Origin of the sequence: Advenella mimigardefordensis DPN7 (assembly GCF_000521505.1) — a bacterium.
Lineage (GTDB): Bacteria > Pseudomonadota > Gammaproteobacteria > Burkholderiales > Burkholderiaceae_B > Advenella > Advenella mimigardefordensis.
On record NZ_CP003915.1, the window covers coordinates 871,739 to 890,400 of the forward strand.

16 protein-coding genes are annotated in these 18,662 nt (G+C 49.4%); 12 read left to right on the forward strand and 4 right to left on the reverse strand.

Translation table 11 applies throughout. The annotated features are described in order from the left end of the window. Nucleotides 1–62 precede the first annotated feature (62 nt). Both MIM_RS04020 and MIM_RS04025 read left to right on the forward strand, forming a co-directional pair. Entirely contained in the window at nt 63–4,394 is a 4,332-nt protein-coding gene (locus MIM_RS04020; protein WP_025371479.1) for an NACHT domain-containing protein, read from the forward strand. A gap of 184 nt (nt 4,395–4,578) precedes the next feature. Next, a complete protein-coding gene (locus tag MIM_RS04025; protein ID WP_025371480.1) occupies nt 4,579–5,904 on the forward strand; it encodes a hypothetical protein in 1,326 nt (441 codons plus the stop codon). 120 nt (nt 5,905–6,024) lie between these two features. Here MIM_RS04025 and MIM_RS04030 read toward each other — a convergent pair whose 3' ends face one another. Further along, entirely contained in the window at nt 6,025–6,555 is a 531-nt protein-coding gene (locus MIM_RS04030; RefSeq protein ID WP_245592810.1) for a thermonuclease family protein, read from the reverse strand. Between the two features lie 188 nt (nt 6,556–6,743). On the opposite strand from MIM_RS04030, the gene MIM_RS04035 reads away from it, so the two are divergent. From MIM_RS04035 to MIM_RS04070, 8 genes are all read left to right on the forward strand, one after another. Then, entirely contained in the window at nt 6,744–7,370 is a 627-nt protein-coding gene (locus tag MIM_RS04035) for a DUF5710 domain-containing protein (protein ID WP_025371482.1), read from the forward strand. Nucleotides 7,371–7,459: 89 nt separating this feature from the next. Further along, on the forward strand, nt 7,460–7,699 hold the full coding sequence (locus tag MIM_RS04040) for a hypothetical protein (protein ID WP_025371483.1): 240 nt from the start codon (nt 7,460–7,462) through the stop codon (nt 7,697–7,699). A 568-nt stretch (nt 7,700–8,267) separates the two neighbouring features. After that, on the forward strand, nt 8,268–8,759 hold the full coding sequence (locus tag MIM_RS04045) for a JAB domain-containing protein (RefSeq protein WP_187329599.1): 492 nt from the start codon (nt 8,268–8,270) through the stop codon (nt 8,757–8,759). A 96-nt stretch (nt 8,760–8,855) separates the two neighbouring features. Continuing rightward, nucleotides 8,856–9,152: a type II toxin-antitoxin system RelE/ParE family toxin gene (locus tag MIM_RS04050; protein ID WP_025371485.1), complete on the forward strand. Its 297-nt coding sequence runs from the start codon at nt 8,856–8,858 to the stop codon at nt 9,150–9,152. Nucleotides 9,153–9,157: 5 nt separating this feature from the next. Beyond that, the gene (locus MIM_RS04055; protein ID WP_025371486.1) at nt 9,158–9,466 is read left to right on the forward strand and encodes an addiction module antidote protein; all 309 of its coding nucleotides are present in this window, start codon (nt 9,158–9,160) and stop codon (nt 9,464–9,466) included. 600 nt (nt 9,467–10,066) lie between these two features. Next, complete coding sequence (locus MIM_RS04060) at nt 10,067–10,366, forward strand: type II toxin-antitoxin system RelB/DinJ family antitoxin (RefSeq protein ID WP_025371487.1); 300 nt, start codon at nt 10,067–10,069, stop codon at nt 10,364–10,366. After that, nucleotides 10,367–10,639 carry a type II toxin-antitoxin system RelE/ParE family toxin gene (locus tag MIM_RS04065; protein ID WP_456047803.1) on the forward strand — a complete coding sequence of 91 codons (273 nt, stop codon included), beginning with the start codon at nt 10,367–10,369 and terminating at the stop codon, nt 10,637–10,639. Nucleotides 10,640–11,067: 428 nt separating this feature from the next. Beyond that, nucleotides 11,068–12,909: an ABC transporter ATP-binding protein gene (locus MIM_RS04070; protein ID WP_025371488.1), complete on the forward strand. Its 1,842-nt coding sequence runs from the start codon at nt 11,068–11,070 to the stop codon at nt 12,907–12,909. 200 nt (nt 12,910–13,109) lie between these two features. Here MIM_RS04070 and MIM_RS04075 read toward each other — a convergent pair whose 3' ends face one another. From MIM_RS04075 to MIM_RS04085, 3 genes are all read right to left on the reverse strand, one after another. After that, nucleotides 13,110–14,027 (reverse strand): dihydrodipicolinate synthase family protein, encoded by a 918-nt coding sequence (locus tag MIM_RS04075; protein ID WP_025371489.1) that lies wholly within the window; start codon nt 14,025–14,027, stop codon nt 13,110–13,112. A 57-nt stretch (nt 14,028–14,084) separates the two neighbouring features. Beyond that, nucleotides 14,085–15,056 (reverse strand): Bug family tripartite tricarboxylate transporter substrate binding protein, encoded by a 972-nt coding sequence (locus MIM_RS04080; protein ID WP_025371490.1) that lies wholly within the window; start codon nt 15,054–15,056, stop codon nt 14,085–14,087. A gap of 115 nt (nt 15,057–15,171) precedes the next feature. Continuing rightward, nucleotides 15,172–16,302, reverse strand: a complete 1,131-nt coding sequence (locus MIM_RS04085) for a mandelate racemase/muconate lactonizing enzyme family protein (RefSeq protein WP_025371491.1) — start codon at nt 16,300–16,302, stop codon at nt 15,172–15,174. A 179-nt stretch (nt 16,303–16,481) separates the two neighbouring features. Here MIM_RS04085 and MIM_RS04090 point away from each other — a divergent pair, with 179 nt between their 5' ends. Next, nucleotides 16,482–17,342, forward strand: coding sequence for a LysR family transcriptional regulator (locus MIM_RS04090; RefSeq protein ID WP_025371492.1), 861 nt, complete (start codon nt 16,482–16,484; stop codon nt 17,340–17,342). Between the two features lie 246 nt (nt 17,343–17,588). Further along, nucleotides 17,589–18,380: a response regulator transcription factor gene (locus MIM_RS04095; RefSeq protein ID WP_084458912.1), complete on the forward strand. Its 792-nt coding sequence runs from the start codon at nt 17,589–17,591 to the stop codon at nt 18,378–18,380. Nucleotides 18,381–18,662 lie beyond the last annotated feature (282 nt).

The window sequence follows — 18,662 nt, forward strand, 5'->3', positions numbered from 1 at the left end:
ATCAGATCTTGCTTGGATTTGATTTATGAGTTTTCACTCAAGCAATCCGGAGATATTGCAACATGAAGGACAAGTTTGTTCCGCTTGAAAGGCATTTTTCTTTAATTCGAAAGTCCGAATCCGACCAGGATGACCAAGAAGTGGGGTGGGTCGGGCTGGAGCCGAATCCTATTACTTGGGAGGACCTAAAGCAAGAATTCCGCTGTGTAATATTGGCCGAAGCTGGGGCTGGGAAAAGCTTCGAAATGGAAGCTCAAGCAAATTTGACAAAAAAACGGGGCCAGGTTGCATTTTTCATTCGAATAGAAGACATCGAGGATGACTTCGAAAATGCATTTGAAGTTGGGAGCGCGACGGCATTTGAGAGTTGGCTTGGCTCGAAAGAAGATGCATGGTTTTTTCTTGACTCCGTTGATGAGGCTCGATTGGAAGCGCCGCACAATTTCGAAAAGGCAATTAAGCGTTTTGCTAGGCGAATCAAGCCTGCGTATCAACGCGCACACATTTTCATCTCCAGTCGTCCCTATGCGTGGCGAGCACGTTCAGATAGAGAGTTACTGGAGCGATACATACCATATATAAAGCCAACAGTAGAGGAAGTAGAAAAAGATAGAATTCTCGAAAAAGTCGATGATGGTCAGAAAAATGAATCTCAGAGCGCATTGCAAGTCTATTTGCTTGATCCACTTGATGAAAGTGGAATTCGTCTTTTTGCTGAACATAGAGGAACACCAGAGATAGACAAACTGATCGCAGATCTGCAGCGTGCGAATCTAATAGCTATGGCAGCCCGACCATTTGATCTTGAAGGTATTCTGGCTAAATGGGCACTTGATCAAACACTCGATGGTAAGTATGGGTTAATACAACACAATATCGATTGTTGGTTGGATGAAATCGATCCGAATCGTGCGCTACGACAGCCAATCAATCGGGAGAAAGCAAGGCGTGGTGCACGTTTGCTTGCTGCTGCAGTGGTGCTGACTGGAGAGCCAGGTATTTGTGTTCCAGACTCGGTGCAACCAAACAAAGGCATTGACGCGAAAACTGTTTTAGGAGACTGGGAACCTACAGATGTTCAAGCATTGCTTGAACGAGGTATTTTCAACGATGCTCTTTACGGAATAGTGCGATTTCGACATCGAGAAGTGCGAGATTTGCTAGCTGCTGAATGGTTTTGTGAGCAACTAAAAACTGGTGGCTCGCGCAACACCATTGAATCTTGGTTTTTGCGTGAGCAGTATGGGCATTTAGTTGTTACGCCTCGTCTGCGACCAATATTGCCATGGCTGATCTTGCTCGACGGCGAGCTGCAAGAAAAAGTATTGAAAATGTCTCCTGAAATTGCTGTTGAAGGAGGTGATGCAGCATATCTTCCTGTTGCTGTAAGGAAATCTATCCTTACAGACATCGTAAATCGTATTGCTAATGGTGATGACGAGCGCTCGGTGCGTGACAATAGTGCTATCGCACGAATAGCTCAACCGGACCTGAGCAACGACGTCCTTCAACTCCTCTTAAAATATCGAAATTGTGATGACGCAATTTTCTTCTTAGGAAGACTGGTTTGGCAAGGTGAAATGAGGGAATGCGTGCCAACCCTGATCGGTATAGCAATCGACCACAAGCGGGGGATCTATGCTCGTGTTGCAGCGATACGTGCAATCATGACTTGTGGAGAAGATATTGACATAGATAATATGATGGTTGAGCTAAAAAGATCGGTCGATGCATTTCCTCGTCAGGTGCTTGCCGAGGTACTGAATAATGCGACTCCCCATATGAATTCCGTTAAATTTTTGATCGAAAAAATCGATAAAATGGAGCCATACAAGCGGTTTGAAAGCACAGGGTTGAGCCATGCTCTGCACGGCTTCATTGATCGTCTGACGGTTGATGATTCTATAGCTGGACCACAGCCTTTGGAAACGATAGTCAGTGGTTTGAATATATTTCTTTGTCAGACGCCTCATATCGGACGAGGAGAATCTCATGTTTCAAAGAAATTCCTATGGCTGCTTGGACCCGCAGTCCATGCTGTCGAACGGTTGGTTTCGATGCGATCTGAGTTCGCTCTATCTTCGGAAGCACTACGAATCATGTTGATGGTACCAGCTGCTCGATTTTGGCAGGTCGAAGCATTTGACGAATACAAAAGCAATCTTTATAAAGCTGTTCCTGATTGGAAGCGTCTGAATGATGCATTGTTTTGGCAAAGCATTGAAGAAGCACGTATAAGTAGGCTAGAAAAGAACAAATTTGAACGCCTGATCAATGTCTGCTCTGTTCAAATGTTGGGGCATTTCTGGAATTTCGGAATAGATCGGTTTTGGGATGTTTTGGGTTTTGTTGCAAACCGTGGCTTTTTGGATGATAAATTGGTTGCCCTGTCGCTTGCTCACAGAATTTATATGTTGGCCGAGGAGCCTGATGATTGGCTGCTCGAGCTTAAGCGAACAGTAGACGGATGCGCGAATCTAAGCGACTTTCTTGAGCAAATTTTGAGTCCAACAACACATCCAAGTATCTTGGAGTTTGAAGAACAGGAGGCGATACGAGAGGAAATAAGGAGAAATAAGAAGCAGGAGCTCGAGCTTTCCCGAAAAAAATGGGTCAAACGATTGAAAGCAGCTCCGGATATTGTGCGTCACCCGTTAACCATGAAAGAAGGAGCAATTAGCAAAGATCAATACTGCTTGTTGCGTGAGATCGACGACTCAACTATTAAAACTAGTCGTAGTGGTACGGCTAATTGGCGAGCCCTGATACCAGAGTTCGGTGAAGAGGTCGCACTAGCTTATCGAGATGCAGCGGTATCATTCTGGCGGAATTATACTCCCGGACTTGGATCTGACGGAGATAATATAAGGTCGGTTCCTTATGCGCTGACCTTTGCAATGTCTGGGCTTGAAATAGAGGCGAACGAGGACGATAGATTTCCAGCAAATTTGATTGAAGCTGATATTCGTCATGCGCTTCGATATATTGTTTGGGAGCTAAATGGCTTTCCACGATGGCTTGAGCATTTGCATCGGGCGGCTCCAACACTAGTAATTGAAGCAATTTGTACTGAAATGGAGTGGGAGTTAGCCAATTCTGAGCCAGACCAACCCATGCACTATATATTGCATGATTTGGTTTATTACGCTCCATGGGTGCATCAGCACCTAATCTTCCCAATATTCACATGGCTGGGAGTGAATGAAATTCGAAATCTGTCTGTTTTATCTCATTGTATCCATATACTGCAAAGTGCAGATGTCGACGGCAACACTGTTCTGAAATTGGCCAAATCAAAAATTGCGCATCCTGCACCAAAGAATCAGTTAGCAATTTGGTACGCGCTTTGGGTTGATCGTGAGCCAGAGAGTGGGATTTTCGCTGTTGAAGAATGGCTGTCAAGTCTAAAAAAGGAAGAGGCTTCTCTAGAAGCACAGTTATTTATAACGGAATTGATGGGTACGGGGCGGTCTTTCAATAGCAGACCATACAGCGGTAATTTCCGCAACGTAAAAGATCTCAAGGCGTTATACATACTTATGCATAGATTTATTCCAGCAATTAGTGACGTCCAACGTGCAGGTACAGGAGTTTACTCTCCCGGACTACGTGACAATGCACAAGATGGTAGAAATGCGCTTTTCAATCTTCTATCTGAAATTCCCGGAAAAGAGACTTATGTTGCTCTTAAGCAACTCGAGAAGGATCACCCGGACGTTGAATATCGATCTTGGATGAGAAAACGTGCCTACAAACGGGCAGAGCAGGATGCAGATATTGAGCCATGGTCAATTCAGCAGATACGGGATTATGGTCAGAGTCAGATAAGTACACCATTAACTCATAGACAACTTTTCGAACTCAGCGTAAGTCGTTTGAATGATCTGAAGTTATGGATCGAGCAGGGTAACGACAGTCCCTATAAAACTTGGCAAAGAGTGGAAGGGGAAACTGAGATGCGCAATCTTGTGGCCGGGTGGTTGAATGGCCAATCTTTAGGTCGTTATACCTGTGCTCAAGAAAATGAAATGCCGAATAAACAACGGCCCGATATTTGGGTGCAGAACCCAAACGTGTCTTCACCAGTCCCCATCGAGCTCAAGTTACTAGATAAGAGTTGGACTGGTCCGAGTCTTTGCGAACGATTACGCAATCAACTAGCAGGTGACTATCTGCGCGAAGAAACGGCGGGTCGCGGAGTCATGCTTTTGATTTGGCAAGGAAAGAGTAAAGCATTGCGCTGGAAGATTGAGAATCGATTTGTTACGTTATCAGATTTGAAAGATTCTCTTAAGTCTTATTGGGACTCTGTCGCTCATGATTTTTCTGGCGTTGTTGCGATTGAAGTCATCTTGATTGATCTTACAGTGAGAGATAAGAAGTCAACTGGTTGAGCACTCAAAAATGGCAGTTTTATAAACTATTTTGATGGATCAATTCGGAGCTTAACCTCTTCTGAGTTTTCATTATGAAGTCGCAGCCTATGCTGACTCCTTATAGTTTGTAGCTCATAATCTTTCGTGCCGTACGCTGTCACGGAACCTTAGCAAATTTATTCCTTTAAGGATATGTTCAAAAATGCCAGCAGACCAGCAATTTCTCAATGCATTGACCGATTTATGGAATATCCCAGCACCTGGGCCAAAAAATATTTTATCTATCCCGGAGTTCGGCGCGTTAAATGAACTTTGTGCACAAAGATATAGTGATGGAAAAATAACTATAGGAGGGAAATTTGCGCTGGGCCGTGCGTTGAGATCGCTTGGTCTGCCATGTTGGCAAGCTCCGAATACAAATTGCCAGTCACTTGATCTGCAATCAGTGGCTGACAGTTTAGTTGACGCCTTTTCTCGCAAGACGGTGATTCGTCGGCATATCTGTCCCCTTGATTTAGCCGTAAATTTTCCCTCTGTTAGTTTTGGAAATGCACGAATCGAGAATTTCACTAAGGAAGGATTGGAGGGTCTATTCGATAGTAGAAAGTTAGCACTTTGGTTCCCGACGTTGCCGTTTGAGTCGGAAAAACTTGCTCAGTTTAATTGGTTGGTCGTAGAAGAAGAAATCACTGTTCACCTTGATAACGGAGTACGTACATTTCCTTTTTTTCCAGATGAAAGTGATATTGATCGTGGTGACATAGAGCCTCACGCGGGTCGTGTGCCAAAAGCAGTAGAGGATGCTCTTTTTTTTATTTTGCAATTACCTTGGGAACAATGGGAAGCCTCTGCATCCATTGACTGGCGAGGTTTTCGAATGCCATGGGTATATACGCAGGACGATGACCTTTTTGTCTTTCCATCACCTCCACCCAGACCTGAAAGTCTTTCTTTCGAACCAGCAATCTACGAGGATGAAAACGGTGAAGAGATAGAGACTGAACGCCCGATCACATTGTGGTTAGCTGCATCGGAGGTTACGGAGATAAAAAGTCTCACACATGAAGCATGGCAAAAATTACGAAATGCACGTACAACTGAGCTTTTTGAAACGCCTGTTGTTCATTTTTTAGTACGAGCTTTTTTAGCAAATGGGATCGACGAATTTATGGCGCATTTAATAGTAATCGAGGCTGCTTTCGGAATTCATGGAGATCCTAAGTTGGATTTACTAAAGAAAATGCGCATTAAACCATCGCTGCATGTTGCATTTCGATTAAGCGCGGCACTTGGAGAGAACGTTGTCTGCGACTACGATGACTTGTTTAAACTAAGAAGTCGATTTATCCACGGTCGATCTGGGCTAGAGCCGATTTCTTTGCACAAGCGTATTTTGGCACGAAGACTTGCTCGACTTGCTTCATGTAAGCTGGTATCCCTGGCACTAACGGATAACCGAAGGCGAGAAAAGATATTAAGGGATTTGTTGAGTAAGGGAATAAATAACTTTCACAGTGAGTTGAAATGATTGACTCGCCTTTTAGTACACAAAACTCTAGCCCGCTGCGACTAGCTCTGCATAGTTAAGATTACTCACATTGAGCGTCTTTCAATGTAGATATCCACTGTAGTCTACTTGGTTTCTGTTCTAGCGATTTTTTGACTTGCGCCGCCATTCCCACGGCTCTTGCGCATTTGGATCAGACCATAGCCCACGTCGTTGACGCCGTGCCTCATTTTCTAGCACATACATTTGTGGATTTGCTAGTTCGCCTTTATACCTATTGGCCCATGCCGTACCGCCCTTCACCATAACAGCATTGATGTTGGTGAGCTGCGCGATTTGGCCAGGATCGTTCGACTTTGCATAGACTGTGCCAAGAGTTCGGCCATATCGATCGGTACCAGTTTCAATAATCTCAACTTTTTGATGAAGTATCATGCCAGAGAGGCGTCGACGCGCTCGTTGGCTGAAAGGTTGCCCAAGTTCGGGTGCGTCAATATCGGCCAATCGCACACGAATCGCTTGGAGGTTAACCAGAACGTCGATCGTGTCGCCATCTATAACGTTTATCACTTTGCCTTGAAAGTCCGCATAGGCAGGCGTGCAGAGAAGTAGTACGACGGCTATGATGGAGCGATAGGCGTATTGAATGAGACACATTGATTGAAAGTGCATGGGTTGTCCTGATGTGTGGGATATGAAAGCAAAGGTTGGTTTATTGAATACTTGATGTACCACATGGAAATTCAGGTAACTGATACGTTAGATTAGGAATCTGTCTATTCATCAGGTAGGAAAGCTATTTATGAATTAACACATTGGGTTTGCCCGCATATTTCCAGGGCAGCTACTTAGGAGTCGGTATGGCACGCATTGAGCTTAAGGTGCCCTTCGCCGAGAAGGATGAGGCCAAGCGGCTTGGTGCTCGCTGGGATAGTGGACGAAAGGTCTGGTATGTGCCAGACGGCATAGATGCGAGCGCTTTTAGCAGATGGTTGCCGCGTGAGCCGGACATCACCGTTCGGTCAGGTAGTTATTTCATTGCACAAACCACTAAGATTTGCTGGAGATGCAGCAAATCTACGAGCGTGTTTGGTTTCATACTGCCCGCCGGCCACGAATCGCTAGAATACGACAATGAGGATGAGGAGCCGGATACGTGGTATCGGCACGAGGAACCAACTATTGTTCACTACGTCGACAATCTTTTGCCAGCAATTGCCGCACGCATCAAAGCATTGACTCCGCACTACCGCATTGATTTCAGCAAAACCACGAAAAGCTCGTACTGGATGAACCACTGCGAGCATTGCGGCATGAAGCAGGGGGACTTCGAGATGTACTGCGACCCTGGGGGGACATTCTATCCGATGGATGAAGATGACGCTTCGCTGATTCTTTTGCATAAGTTTGCTGAGCCGTTTGGTTGCACTGGTAGTCGTATGTACGGCGATTTTCCCTTTGAATACATGCGGGGCGCCCGGTTATAGAGGAACTCGTCCGAAATCATGGTGTCTCAAGTACGATCATCTGCACAGCTTGTGAGGTAGCTTGACCTACAAATGAAGGAGTTTGAAAAATGACGGAATCCGTTGTTGATAGTATCTATGGCGCAAAAATGGCATCCACTGAATCACTAATCGCTTTGGCTGCTGAAGGTAGTGACTTTGCTCGTCAGGAGCTGCGCCATCGGCTACCCAACCACGTTGACGAATTGTTGCGTATCTATCTGGCAGCATATCCAGGGGCAGGGCAGTCAGATGCTGCAGTTGCTGCGCTCGAAGAAATAAAACGTACTGTTGGTACTTCCAACGACTAATAGCGCGGTTCTATATCCATGCCTCCGGCACTATAACGGGGGCATTTCTCTTTGACTCTACCTGTTTTGGGTTAGAGCATTCTTTTATCCGTTTCTCATATCTTCACGCTTGATGGCGCTACGCACTACGGTGTGCCTGCGCCATCGGCGAATTTTGAGCAGCGCCAACGGCACTGCATTAAGCGCTCGCCGCGCGGCCGGGATTCGCAGTCAGTTCTATTTTGCCTCTGATTCCGTTACCGAGAGCTCGCCGCCCTGAGCTGCCGACGTGTACCACTGCGCTTCTTCCTGCAAGGGGTACGCTTCGCCGTGTACTCACCCGGTCCCTGCGCTTCGCTCCGGGCTGCGGCTTGCGTTCCCGCCCCTTTCCGGTCGGCGCTACGTGGTTCTCGACGGCAAGGCGACGAACTCACGGCAACGGTGGCAAACCGAGGCTAGCGTAGAACTGCGATACCGAAATTTCTACGTACAGGCTCTGAATCTTCGGCCCCGGTAGCCAGAGTAAATCATTTTTCAGGAGCAAAAGATGTATCAGGAAGGAAGTGTTCAAGCCCTTGGGTATGACGATATGAACGAAGCGCAACCGTTATATGTACGCAGCCCCAGGGGTCGCTATCGTTTGGCCACTGACTCGCAGGTTCTTGCTGCTGCTCGTATTGCAGCAGAAAGCCTGATTGCATGCGGATCGCAATTCAATGCGCCCGGTCGAGTCAAAGCATTCTTTCAGGCAAAGCTTTGCGGTCTGGGTCATGAGTGCTTGGCCGTCGTCTATTTGAACGCGCAGTTGAAGGTGATTAAGTATATCGAGCGCTCGCACGGCACATTGTCGCAAGCTAGCGAATATCCGCGCGAAATCGTGAAAACCGCCTTACGTTTGAATGCTGCGGGACTAATTATGTCGCACAACCACCCATCAGGTATAGCGGAGCCCAGCGCTACCGACCTTTCACTAACGCGTCATCTGAAACAGGCATTGGATTTGATTGAAGTACGTTTGATTGATCACATTATTGTTGCAGGCAACACCGCGATATCGCTAGCCGAACGCGCCCAGATATAATTTTGCTTGGTGCCCTATCCTCAGCGGTTAGGGCAAATTTGCTAAAAACAGCAACTACAGTTTACATATTAATCAATTAGCAACTATAATTGACATATGATCGAAGTTATTAAATCCGATGTTTTCGACCGCTGGCTTAACTCGCTGAAGGATCGCCAAGCACGGGCAAGGGTACAAACCCGCATTCGGCGGCTCAGCCTGGGTAATCCTGGCGATGTTAAGCCAGTCGGTGGGGGTGTTTCCGAGATGAGAATCGATTATGGCCCTGGGTATCGCCTATATTACATGCAGCGCGGTCCGGTGGTTGTGGTGTTGCTCTGTGGCGGCGACAAGCGTACTCAAAGCCGTGACATTGCCCACGCAAAGGTAATAGCCACACAATGGAAGGAGTAAACAAGATGGACGTTAAATTTAGCCGCTACGACACGGCTGATTATCTCAAGAGCGAAGAAGATATCGTTGCCTACCTTGATGCCGTAATGGAAGACGGAGAACCCGGCCTAATTGCGGCTGCGCTTGGTGATGTCGCACGAGCCAGAAATTTGAGTCAACTTGCGCGTGATGTCGGTATGAGCCGTCAGGGGCTAGATAAGGCCCTTTCTGGCGAAGGCAATCCTAGCCTTGCGACAGTGTTAAAAGTTGCTCAGGCACTTGGTTTACGCTTGTCGTGGAAAGTGGATAATGCCAGCCATTCCACTGGCGTATAAAGGAAAATTGCCGATTTTTGGCTGTGCCCGGCTATAAATCGAAAACGTGCTATTGATCCCAGGCGTTGCCTGGGCCCAACTATGGGACTTTGCATGACCCTTAAAAGGGCCCTGCGGTTGCCTTCAATTCCCCAAATTCGCTGCCCGCTCATTTGTGGCCTTAAAGGCAACACACATGACGCACCCGTAACCGGGTTCAAAACCCTTTATACATGCGGGTTTCGTGATTATGGGTCGGATCGGCGGTGTGGTACATATAGCGCTACAAATGGGTCGAAACGCATGTCATACGTGAAAATTTGGTACCACATCTGTGGATCAAATGCGCGTAGACAGTCCAGCGTTTTCGCACATACACCCAAAATACACCGGCTATACACTTGTGCAACACCACTTATACACCAACTCTACACAAACAATACACCAGCGAAACACCGGCTACACACCAAAAATCCACCAGCCATACACCATTCAGCTCGAAGAGGGCGGCAAGGCGAAAAATTTAGGACTAATTTATCGCCCCCGAAAGTGCACAGTCGAACTCGACTGTATCTCGAATGAGATACATATTAGAGTATATCTGACTCTAGGAAAATTACGATGGCTGCGCAAACATCTATGTTGCACATCCGTGTAGATGAAAAATTGAAGGCCGATGCGACCGAAAAACTGGCCAATGTTGGTTTGTCCGTCTCGGATGCTGTGCGGATATTCCTCACCCGCGTAACCAAGGAGGGCGGGTTACCGGCGGGTTTGGCCACTGACCCAGAAGCGCATGACAAATGGTTCCGAGCCAAGGTGCATGAAGCCTTGACCGATAATCGGCCGAGCGTAGCACATCAGCAGGTCATGGACGAGATACAAGCTTTAATTGACAGGAAGCGCGGTGTCCGACATTGAATGGTTGCAGTTGGCCCGGGACGATCTATTGGCAATTGTCGATTACATTTCAGACGACAGTCCCGCCGCCGCGCAAAGCTAGAAGACGAAATTGAGATCAAGGTAGCGAAGCTGCCGGCGCATCCGAGGCTATACCGGGTTGGACGGATAGAGGGCACGCGGGAAATAGTCGTCCGGACGAATTACGTTGTCGTGTACATGGAAAACCCCTTTACCTTACGTATCTTACGGGTGCTGCACGCAGCGCAGCAATGGCCGCCGGCTGAGGAGTAGGGGTATGGATAGGAGAAATCGCATATAAGTATGAACCTCGAAAACCATACTTAGGTTCAACGTGTTGGATCCCGCGAATCCAAACTAGCTTATTCGTTGCGCACGGACAACGCCAACTCAGGCCCTAGGCTTGTCAGACAACCATTACTCAGCTAATATCAGCAGACCGACATAAAAATCGGTCTTTTCTATTATTCAATCACCACCTAAAGGGAGTCAGTCAATGGCAACAGCACATAACTTTTTCCCGCTCAGCGTCCCGCAACATTAAGTCGGTTCTCGTTTAGGTCGGCGCTCATCTCCAAGACGCAGCCTTACATTTAAAGCGCAGCATTCAGCACTCCGATGTTTTCGGGGCACATGCCTGTTGTCGTCAATCTTCTCCTTACGGAATGCCGGAAGCTCACAAGGCGGCCGGGATGTCATCAATGATTCAGAAAAAACTTGATTTTCGTAGCCACGCTTTTCGAAGCGTATTGTCTTTTACCCTTTCTCATTGGCGCAAGCAGCCCTTGCGGGTCACAGTCATCGCAGGCCTGGTGTTGCTGTCTGCCGTTGCGGATGTGCTCACGCCATTGTATGCGGGGCGGCTGATTGATGCGGTTGCCTCAAATGTGCACAGCACCGATATTGCCTGGGATGCCGCTATTTTTGCCTTCTGGGTGCTGACTGCACTGGGCCTGAGCGGTACCCTGTGCCGGGAACTGACGTTCCTGGGCATTACAGCACTCACTCTGAAAATGATGAGTGAAATTGCTTCCGATGCATTCCACCGGGTGCAGCGTTTTTCCACGGATTGGCACGCCAATAGTTTTGCCGGGTCTACTGTCAGAAAAATTACCCGAGGCATGTGGGCGATAGATCTGTTGAACGATACCTTGCTGGTGGCATTACTGCCTTCCATAGTCATGCTGGTGGGGTCAACCTTGCTGCTGAGCATCCAGTGGCCCGTCATGGGTCTGGTCGTCGGACTCGGTTCGGTCATCTATATTGGCGTGACTATTTTTCTATCGCTGGCTTACGTTGCGCCTGCTGCGAGTCTGGCCAATACCTGGGACACCAGGATGGGTGGGGCACTGGCCGATGCGATCAGTTGTAATTCGGTGGTCAAGGCATTTGGTGCCGAGACCAGAGAGGAAGACCGGCTCAGGCGTGTCATAGACAAATGGCGCCGTCGCACGCGTCGCACCTGGATCCGTGGCACGATCAACGGCGGGGTGCAGGGCTTTCTGCTGGTTGTTCTGCAGACGGCGATACTTGGCGTGGCATTATATTTATGGGGCAGGAACGAGGCCAGTGTCGGCGATATTGCATTTGCACTTACGATGTTTTTCATGTTGCAGGGGTATTTGCGTGACGTTGGCATGCACATCCGTAATCTGCAACGGGCTGTAAACGACATGGAAGAGCTGGTCGGGCTGGAAGCCCAGGCAATAGGTGTGGATGACCGTGAGCAATCAATGCCGATCATTATCCGTGACGGCCAGATCCGTTTCGAAAACGTCTCGTTCCGTTATGGCGATCATGTGACGCCGCTGTTTGCCCATTTTTCGATGACGATTGCGGCGGGCGAACGGATCGGGCTGGTAGGACAATCGGGCTCGGGTAAATCAACCTTCGTGAAACTGATTCAACGGCTGTACGATCTGAATCAGGGGCGGATTTGTATTGACGGTCAGGACATCGCACATGCGACCCAGGCTTCGCTGCGCAACCAGATCGCCATCGTGCAGCAGGAACCCATTCTGTTTCATCGATCGCTGGCGGAAAATATTGCCTATGCGCGACCCGATGCCAGTCAGGCCGAGATAGAGATGGCAGCACGGCTGGCCAGCGCTCATGATTTTATCGTCTCTTTGCCAAAAGGGTATGCAACGCTGGTTGGCGAGCGAGGGGTCAAGCTGTCCGGCGGTGAACGTCAGCGTATCGCCATTGCCCGGGCCTTTCTGGCTGATTGTCCGATCCTGATCCTGGACGAGGCAACCGCCAGTCTGGACAGCGAAAGCGAAGTGCTTATCCAGCAGGCCATGGAACGTCTGATGGTTGGTCGTACCACAATTGTCATCGCCCACCGCTTATCCACGGTTCGGACGCTGGATCGATTGCTGGTGCTGGAAAAGGGCAGGGTTATCGAAGAGGGCAGACACGAAGCACTGATCCGGCTTGAGGGCGGTTTGTACCGGCGGTTGTTCGAGCGACAGGCGCTGGAGCTGACCAAAGGGTTTCGTGAGCAGACGCCGCCACGTGCGTCGGCGGCCGAAGTCAGTTGATCAGCGGCGCCGACCTACGTCTGTCTGGCCGACGGTAAACAGCTCTGGTCGGTCGCGATTAATGGACTTAAAGACAGGCGCTACAAGGCTTGCCGTCAGTGCGGCGCGGCTGCTCAGCGATAGGCTGGGTAGCCGTGAGCAAGCGGTTGATGTCCTCATACGTTGGGCACGGTTTGACACCGAAACGCATCTGGCGACTGTTATGTTTCCAGGCCGGTGATACTGAAACCGGCTGCTTCCAGTTGCTGGATCAGGCCCTGATGCTGTTGCGAGTCCAATTCAACCAGTGGTGGGCGCACGCGAGTCCATGAGGAAGTCGTACTCCAATGGGCAATGGCTGATTTGAGTGCAGGTATCATCGGATACTGCTGGAAAATCTGGCGTATTTTGTCCAGCGCCTGTTGCTGGCTGTCTGCGTCCGGTTCCTGCCAGCTTTTATATAAGGCGTGTATCGCTGGGGCGTTCACGTTGGCTGTGGCGCTGATACATCCGGCACCACCGCCGCGTAGCGTGCGCAGCAGAAAGGTTTCACTGCCGGCAAAGACGTCAAAACCCTCCGGTGCGAAATGGGTCAGCATAGCCTGGGTATTGTTCCAGTCGCCTGAAGAGTCTTTAACGCCTGCGACAACCGATGGATAAGACTTCAGCAGCCGCTCGATCAGGGGCAGGGTGATGCTCACCTGGGCGACAGGGGGAATATGGTACAGGTAGATATTCAGCCGCTCATCGCCCACCTGCTGAATCACCTCAGAGAAGTATCGGTACAGGCCCTCATCAGATACGCCTTTGTAGTAGAACGGTGGCAACATCAGTACGCCTGCGCAGCCGCGATCAACTGCATGCCGGGTCAGGCGCACAGTCGTGGGAAGATCGCAGCTGCCGGTGCCGGGCATCATTCCACTGGGATCCAGCCCGGCATCAATAACCGCATCGATCATGGCGATCCGCTCATCGGGCGAGATCGAGTTTGCTTCAGAGTTGGTGCCCAGAAACGCCAGGCCGATCTGATTCGCTTGCAGCCATTTGCACTGGGTGGTAAATCGCGCAAGATCAACCGTCGAGTCTTCGGCAAACGGAGTGACAACGGGAGAGAGTACACCTTTAATTCGATTGGACATCATGGTTCCTGATAGGTTTGTAAAGCCCGTGTCAGACAGAGCACGGACGAAGTGCGTTTACTGAACTTTGATATTTGCGCGCTTGATGACCGCGCGCCATTTTTCGATTTCCTCTTTTTGAAAAGCCGCAAATTCGGCCGGAGGCATACCAGAAGGCTCAACACCCATGGTGTCCAGTTTTTGCTGGATGTGGGGTTGGTCCAGAATGGCTTTGATATTCGAATACAGCTTTTCTACGATAGGCTCAGGCGTGCCTTTGGGGGCAAAAATGGCCTGCCATGAACGCATCTCGTACTCGGGCAATCCCAGTTCCTGCATGGTCGGTACATCAGGCAGGCTGGCCAGTCTGGTTTTGGACGTGACGGCCAGAGCCCTGACTGTTTTCTGCTGTACATGCGGGATAACCGTCGGTCCTTCGAACATCATGTCTACCTGACCACCCATCACGTCCGGTAATGCGGCTTTGCCGCCATATGGAATATGCACGAGCCTGATGTTGGCCTGCTGGCCGAAAAGGACGCCAGACAAATGTTGCGTTGTACCTATTCCCGACGATGCATAGCTGATGCTGTCCGGCTTGTCTTTGGCTGCAGCGATAATCGCCTTCACGTCTGAGAACGGGCTGTTGTTGGACACCACCAGCGTATTGGCATTGAAGCCGATAATCGTAATCGGCGTGAAGTCGCCAGCCGGGTCATATTGCATATTCGGGAAAAGCCCGGCGTTGATGGCATGCGAGGCGATGCTGCCACCCATGATGGTATAACCGTCGGCTTTGGCCCGGGCGACGGAGGTCGAGCCGATCATACCTGTGGCGCCGGGCTTGTTCTCGATCACCACCGGCACTTTCAGCCGCTTGCTCAGTTCGTCGGCAATGATGCGTCCCAGGACATCGGTATTGCTGCCTGCCGGGAACGGTACTACATAGGTAATCGCCTTGTTCGGCCACGCATCTTGTGCGCAGGCAAATCCGGGAACAGAGGCTGCCGCTAACGTCGCTGTTGCAATTGCAAATTGTATTTTGCTCACGTTTGTCTCCCTGGAACGTGTACTGTTTTTGCTTGAATGCTACTGCCTGTACAGACTATTTTGTCTGGTGATTCTCCGGGGCGTCGTCTGCCTGACTGTCACCTTTATTGATTTTTTATTGCTTCTTTATTGACTCCCATTGCGTCAGGCTGGCCAGATACTTCTCATCAAATTCGAAGCCCAACCCTGGTTCCTGGTGCAGGATGACGTGACCATCCTTATGCGATAGCTGCCGATCGACCAGGCGCCGGAAATTAAGCACCTGGTCGTCCCAGAAGTACTCTACATAGCGAGCGTTTGGTGTGCTGGCAACCAGTGGCGCATGCAGGTCATGGAACCAGTGCGGACACATGACCAGGCCATAGCTGGCCGCAGTCTGGGCAATGCGGCGCCATTCCGTGATACCGCCGCAGACCGCAGCATCGGTTTGCAGGATCGCCGCTGCCCCCTGATCCATCAGGGACTTGTGGTACCAGCGGCCATAGCCGATTTCAGCAGTCGCTATGGGTATATGTGTCATTCGGGCCAGGCGGGCATGATTTTCCAGATCGTCCGGTGAAAAGGGCTCTTCGATAAAGTACGGGTCGTACTGTTCGAAGCGTCTGACGTACTGCATGGCCTGGGTGGTGTCATACCAGGCATTGTTCATGTCCATCATCAGCTCTACATCCGGTCCGATCGCTTCGCGTGCAGCCTTCAGGCGCTGTTCTTCTTCTTTGGGCGAGAGGCGGCCGGATTTCATTTTGACGGCCTTGAACCCCTTGGCTACATAACTGGCCATTTCTTCACCCAGATGCCCGGGTGTTTTACCGTCCAGATAATAGCCGCCACTGGCGTAGGCCGGTACCTGCTCCAGGGCAACAGCGCCCAGGTATTTATGCAGGGGCAGTTGATGGGTCCTGGCATTCAGATCCCACAGTGCAATGTCAAGCGCGCTGAGCGCGCGCATCACGGTGCCGGCTCTGCCTTGCAGCAATGACTCCTGATACATCTTTTGCCAGAGTCCCTCTACGGCATAGGCGTCCTGGCCGAGTAATACCGGCGCCAGCAACTGGCTGACCGCCTGGGAAAAAATCGGGCCGCCGGCGCTGCCGACGTAACAAAATCCGATGCCTGTGACGCCGTCAGTTGAGGTCACTTTGACCAGGCCGTAATGGCGTGCGCTTACGGTGCGGTTGGAAAACGAGGTAACTTTATCAAGCGGCACGACCGGTGCGCACACCTGTATCGATTCGATAATGGGCATAGGATCCTTTTTTTGCGGTTGATGACAAGTGAAATGAAACGAACACATAGTGCTATTATTGAAAGTTCGTAACATGAGAACAAGATTGTTTTGCTGGGTTCAGAAGTAATAAAAACTTGTGTTTGGGGCGCCGCTGCACTTGGATCGGCTTTGCCTGTATTTCAATCGAAAGGACGACTGTGGACACCCGATTTCTGGAAAGTTTTGTACAGGTAGTTGAACTCGGATCCGTGGCTGCGGCGGCCAGGCAACTGGATTTGACACCCACTGCCGTGTCTCTCAGGCTCCGGGCGCTGGAAGCGGATGTTGGTACGGCGCTGGTCAAGCGGGTAGGCCGAACGATGATGCCAACAGCGGCGGGCAGCAAGGCGTTGCGACAGGCCAAGTTGCTACTGGCCGAAGTACGAAACTTCAATTCGCTGGCCAGCAATACGGAGTTGCCCGCCGGCCCGCTGACGCTGGGTGCGACGCCGTCAGTGGTCAAAGGCATGCTGCCGGGCATGCTGAGAAAATGGCTTGGCAAATACGAAGATACCAAGATTCTGATAGAACCGGCTGCCTCTACTGTGCTTTACCAGCGCTTGTTGCAAGGGGAGCTGGATGCGGCCATCCTCGTGCATCCCTTATTCGAGTTACCTAAAACTGTTTTGTGGAAGCCACTACGCAAAGAGCCGCTGATCCTGCTTGCGCCGGCTCGGCTACAGGGGGAGGACCCATTTTCAATATTGAGAAAATATCCGTTTATTCGCTATGACAGACGTGTTGTCGCGGGGAAAATGGCTGACGATTATCTCAAATTGCACGGGGTGTATCCTGAACCCTGGCTGGAGCTCGACGGGCTGGACTATATCTCTGATCTGGTCAAGGCTGATCTCGGGGTATCGGTTGTGCCCGACTGGAGCTATGGTAATCAATATGATCCCGGCCTGATCCGTCATCGGTTGCCGGCCCCGGTACCAACGCGCAACCTGGGCATCATGTGGTTGCGCTCCAATGTGCGCGAAAAGCTGATTCACGCGTTTCTGGCGCTTGCCGATTAACAACGCAGGTGCGTCATTCTCATTCCCCTATGACGGAAAATATGACGATATTTGTTACTAAATAATTCAATTTTTATAAAAACACAACTAAATGGGGGAAATTAAACTTAAGATCAAACTTATGTCTCTTTCGATAAAACGGCGTTCTCAAGGGGGCGATATGATCTGCCTTGTAATTGAAAAATGTCTTTTTTAGTAACAATCAGTAGTTATTAGAATAATTTATAAGCTACGGTGAGGCAAAAAATGAACCCAACGTATAAATCAATATGGTGTGAAAGAACAGGTAACTATATTAACTCCAACAACCAGCACATCCTTATCGTTAGCGTTTGTCAGAGTTCGTTATCCGCGTTATACGATAGCCTGGAAGCTCAGGGGTTTCATTTGAGCATTGCACAAAATAACGTAAAGGGATATGAATGCGCCGCGACACAATGTCCCAATCTGATCGTGCTTGACTTTAACCTGACTGAAAGCCGCAATCGTTTTGAGTTGTTTGATATCCTGCGCAGTTCTTTATTGACCAAATATATTCCAATTATCATTTTAAGCAAATCCTCGGATTTACAGACTCGTCTTCATGCATTGCAACACGGTGCTGTGGATTTTATCTATGGGCAATATACGATAGAGGAGATCGTGGCCCGAATGAACATTCATCTGTCCTATGCCAGGCAAAAGGGGCATCAAACCTTGCCGCTGCAGAAAGAAAACAGAGAAGCCACCATTAACCGCATCAAACTCTATTTATCTGAGCACCTTAATGATCCGCCGACATTGGATCAATTGGCAAGTGAGTTGGGCGTGCATAAGAAAAAACTCGCACGCGTTTTCCAGGCGCATATGCATGAAACGATATACGAATATCTGAGTCGATTGCGTCTGGATTACTCCCAGGTACTGCTTAAGGAAACACAACTCAGTATTACAGATATTGCCGAAGAAATCGGCTTCACCTCTCTTTCTGCATTTACCTCTTCTTTTCGCAAACAGTACGGCATGCCTCCGACTGTATTCAGAAAAACGATGAGCTGATCTGTCTGGCAGACCTGGTATTGCAGCCCGCAGGAAATATTATTGTAGGCCAGGGCGGTCGGATCGCCTGACGGTTTGACTGCAATTGCGCATGGTGTATCGCGCGGCTGATACAGCAACAGATTTTTATTATGTGAACCTAATTTATTAACTGAAGTATTTTCACAACGCAATCGTTAATAAATTGTTAACTTATATTAAATTTGTCATAAAAAATTGCTTCATTTTACGAATTTCTTTTCCAGATAAAACTTCTGTCCATATAGAGAAAATGCAGGCTTC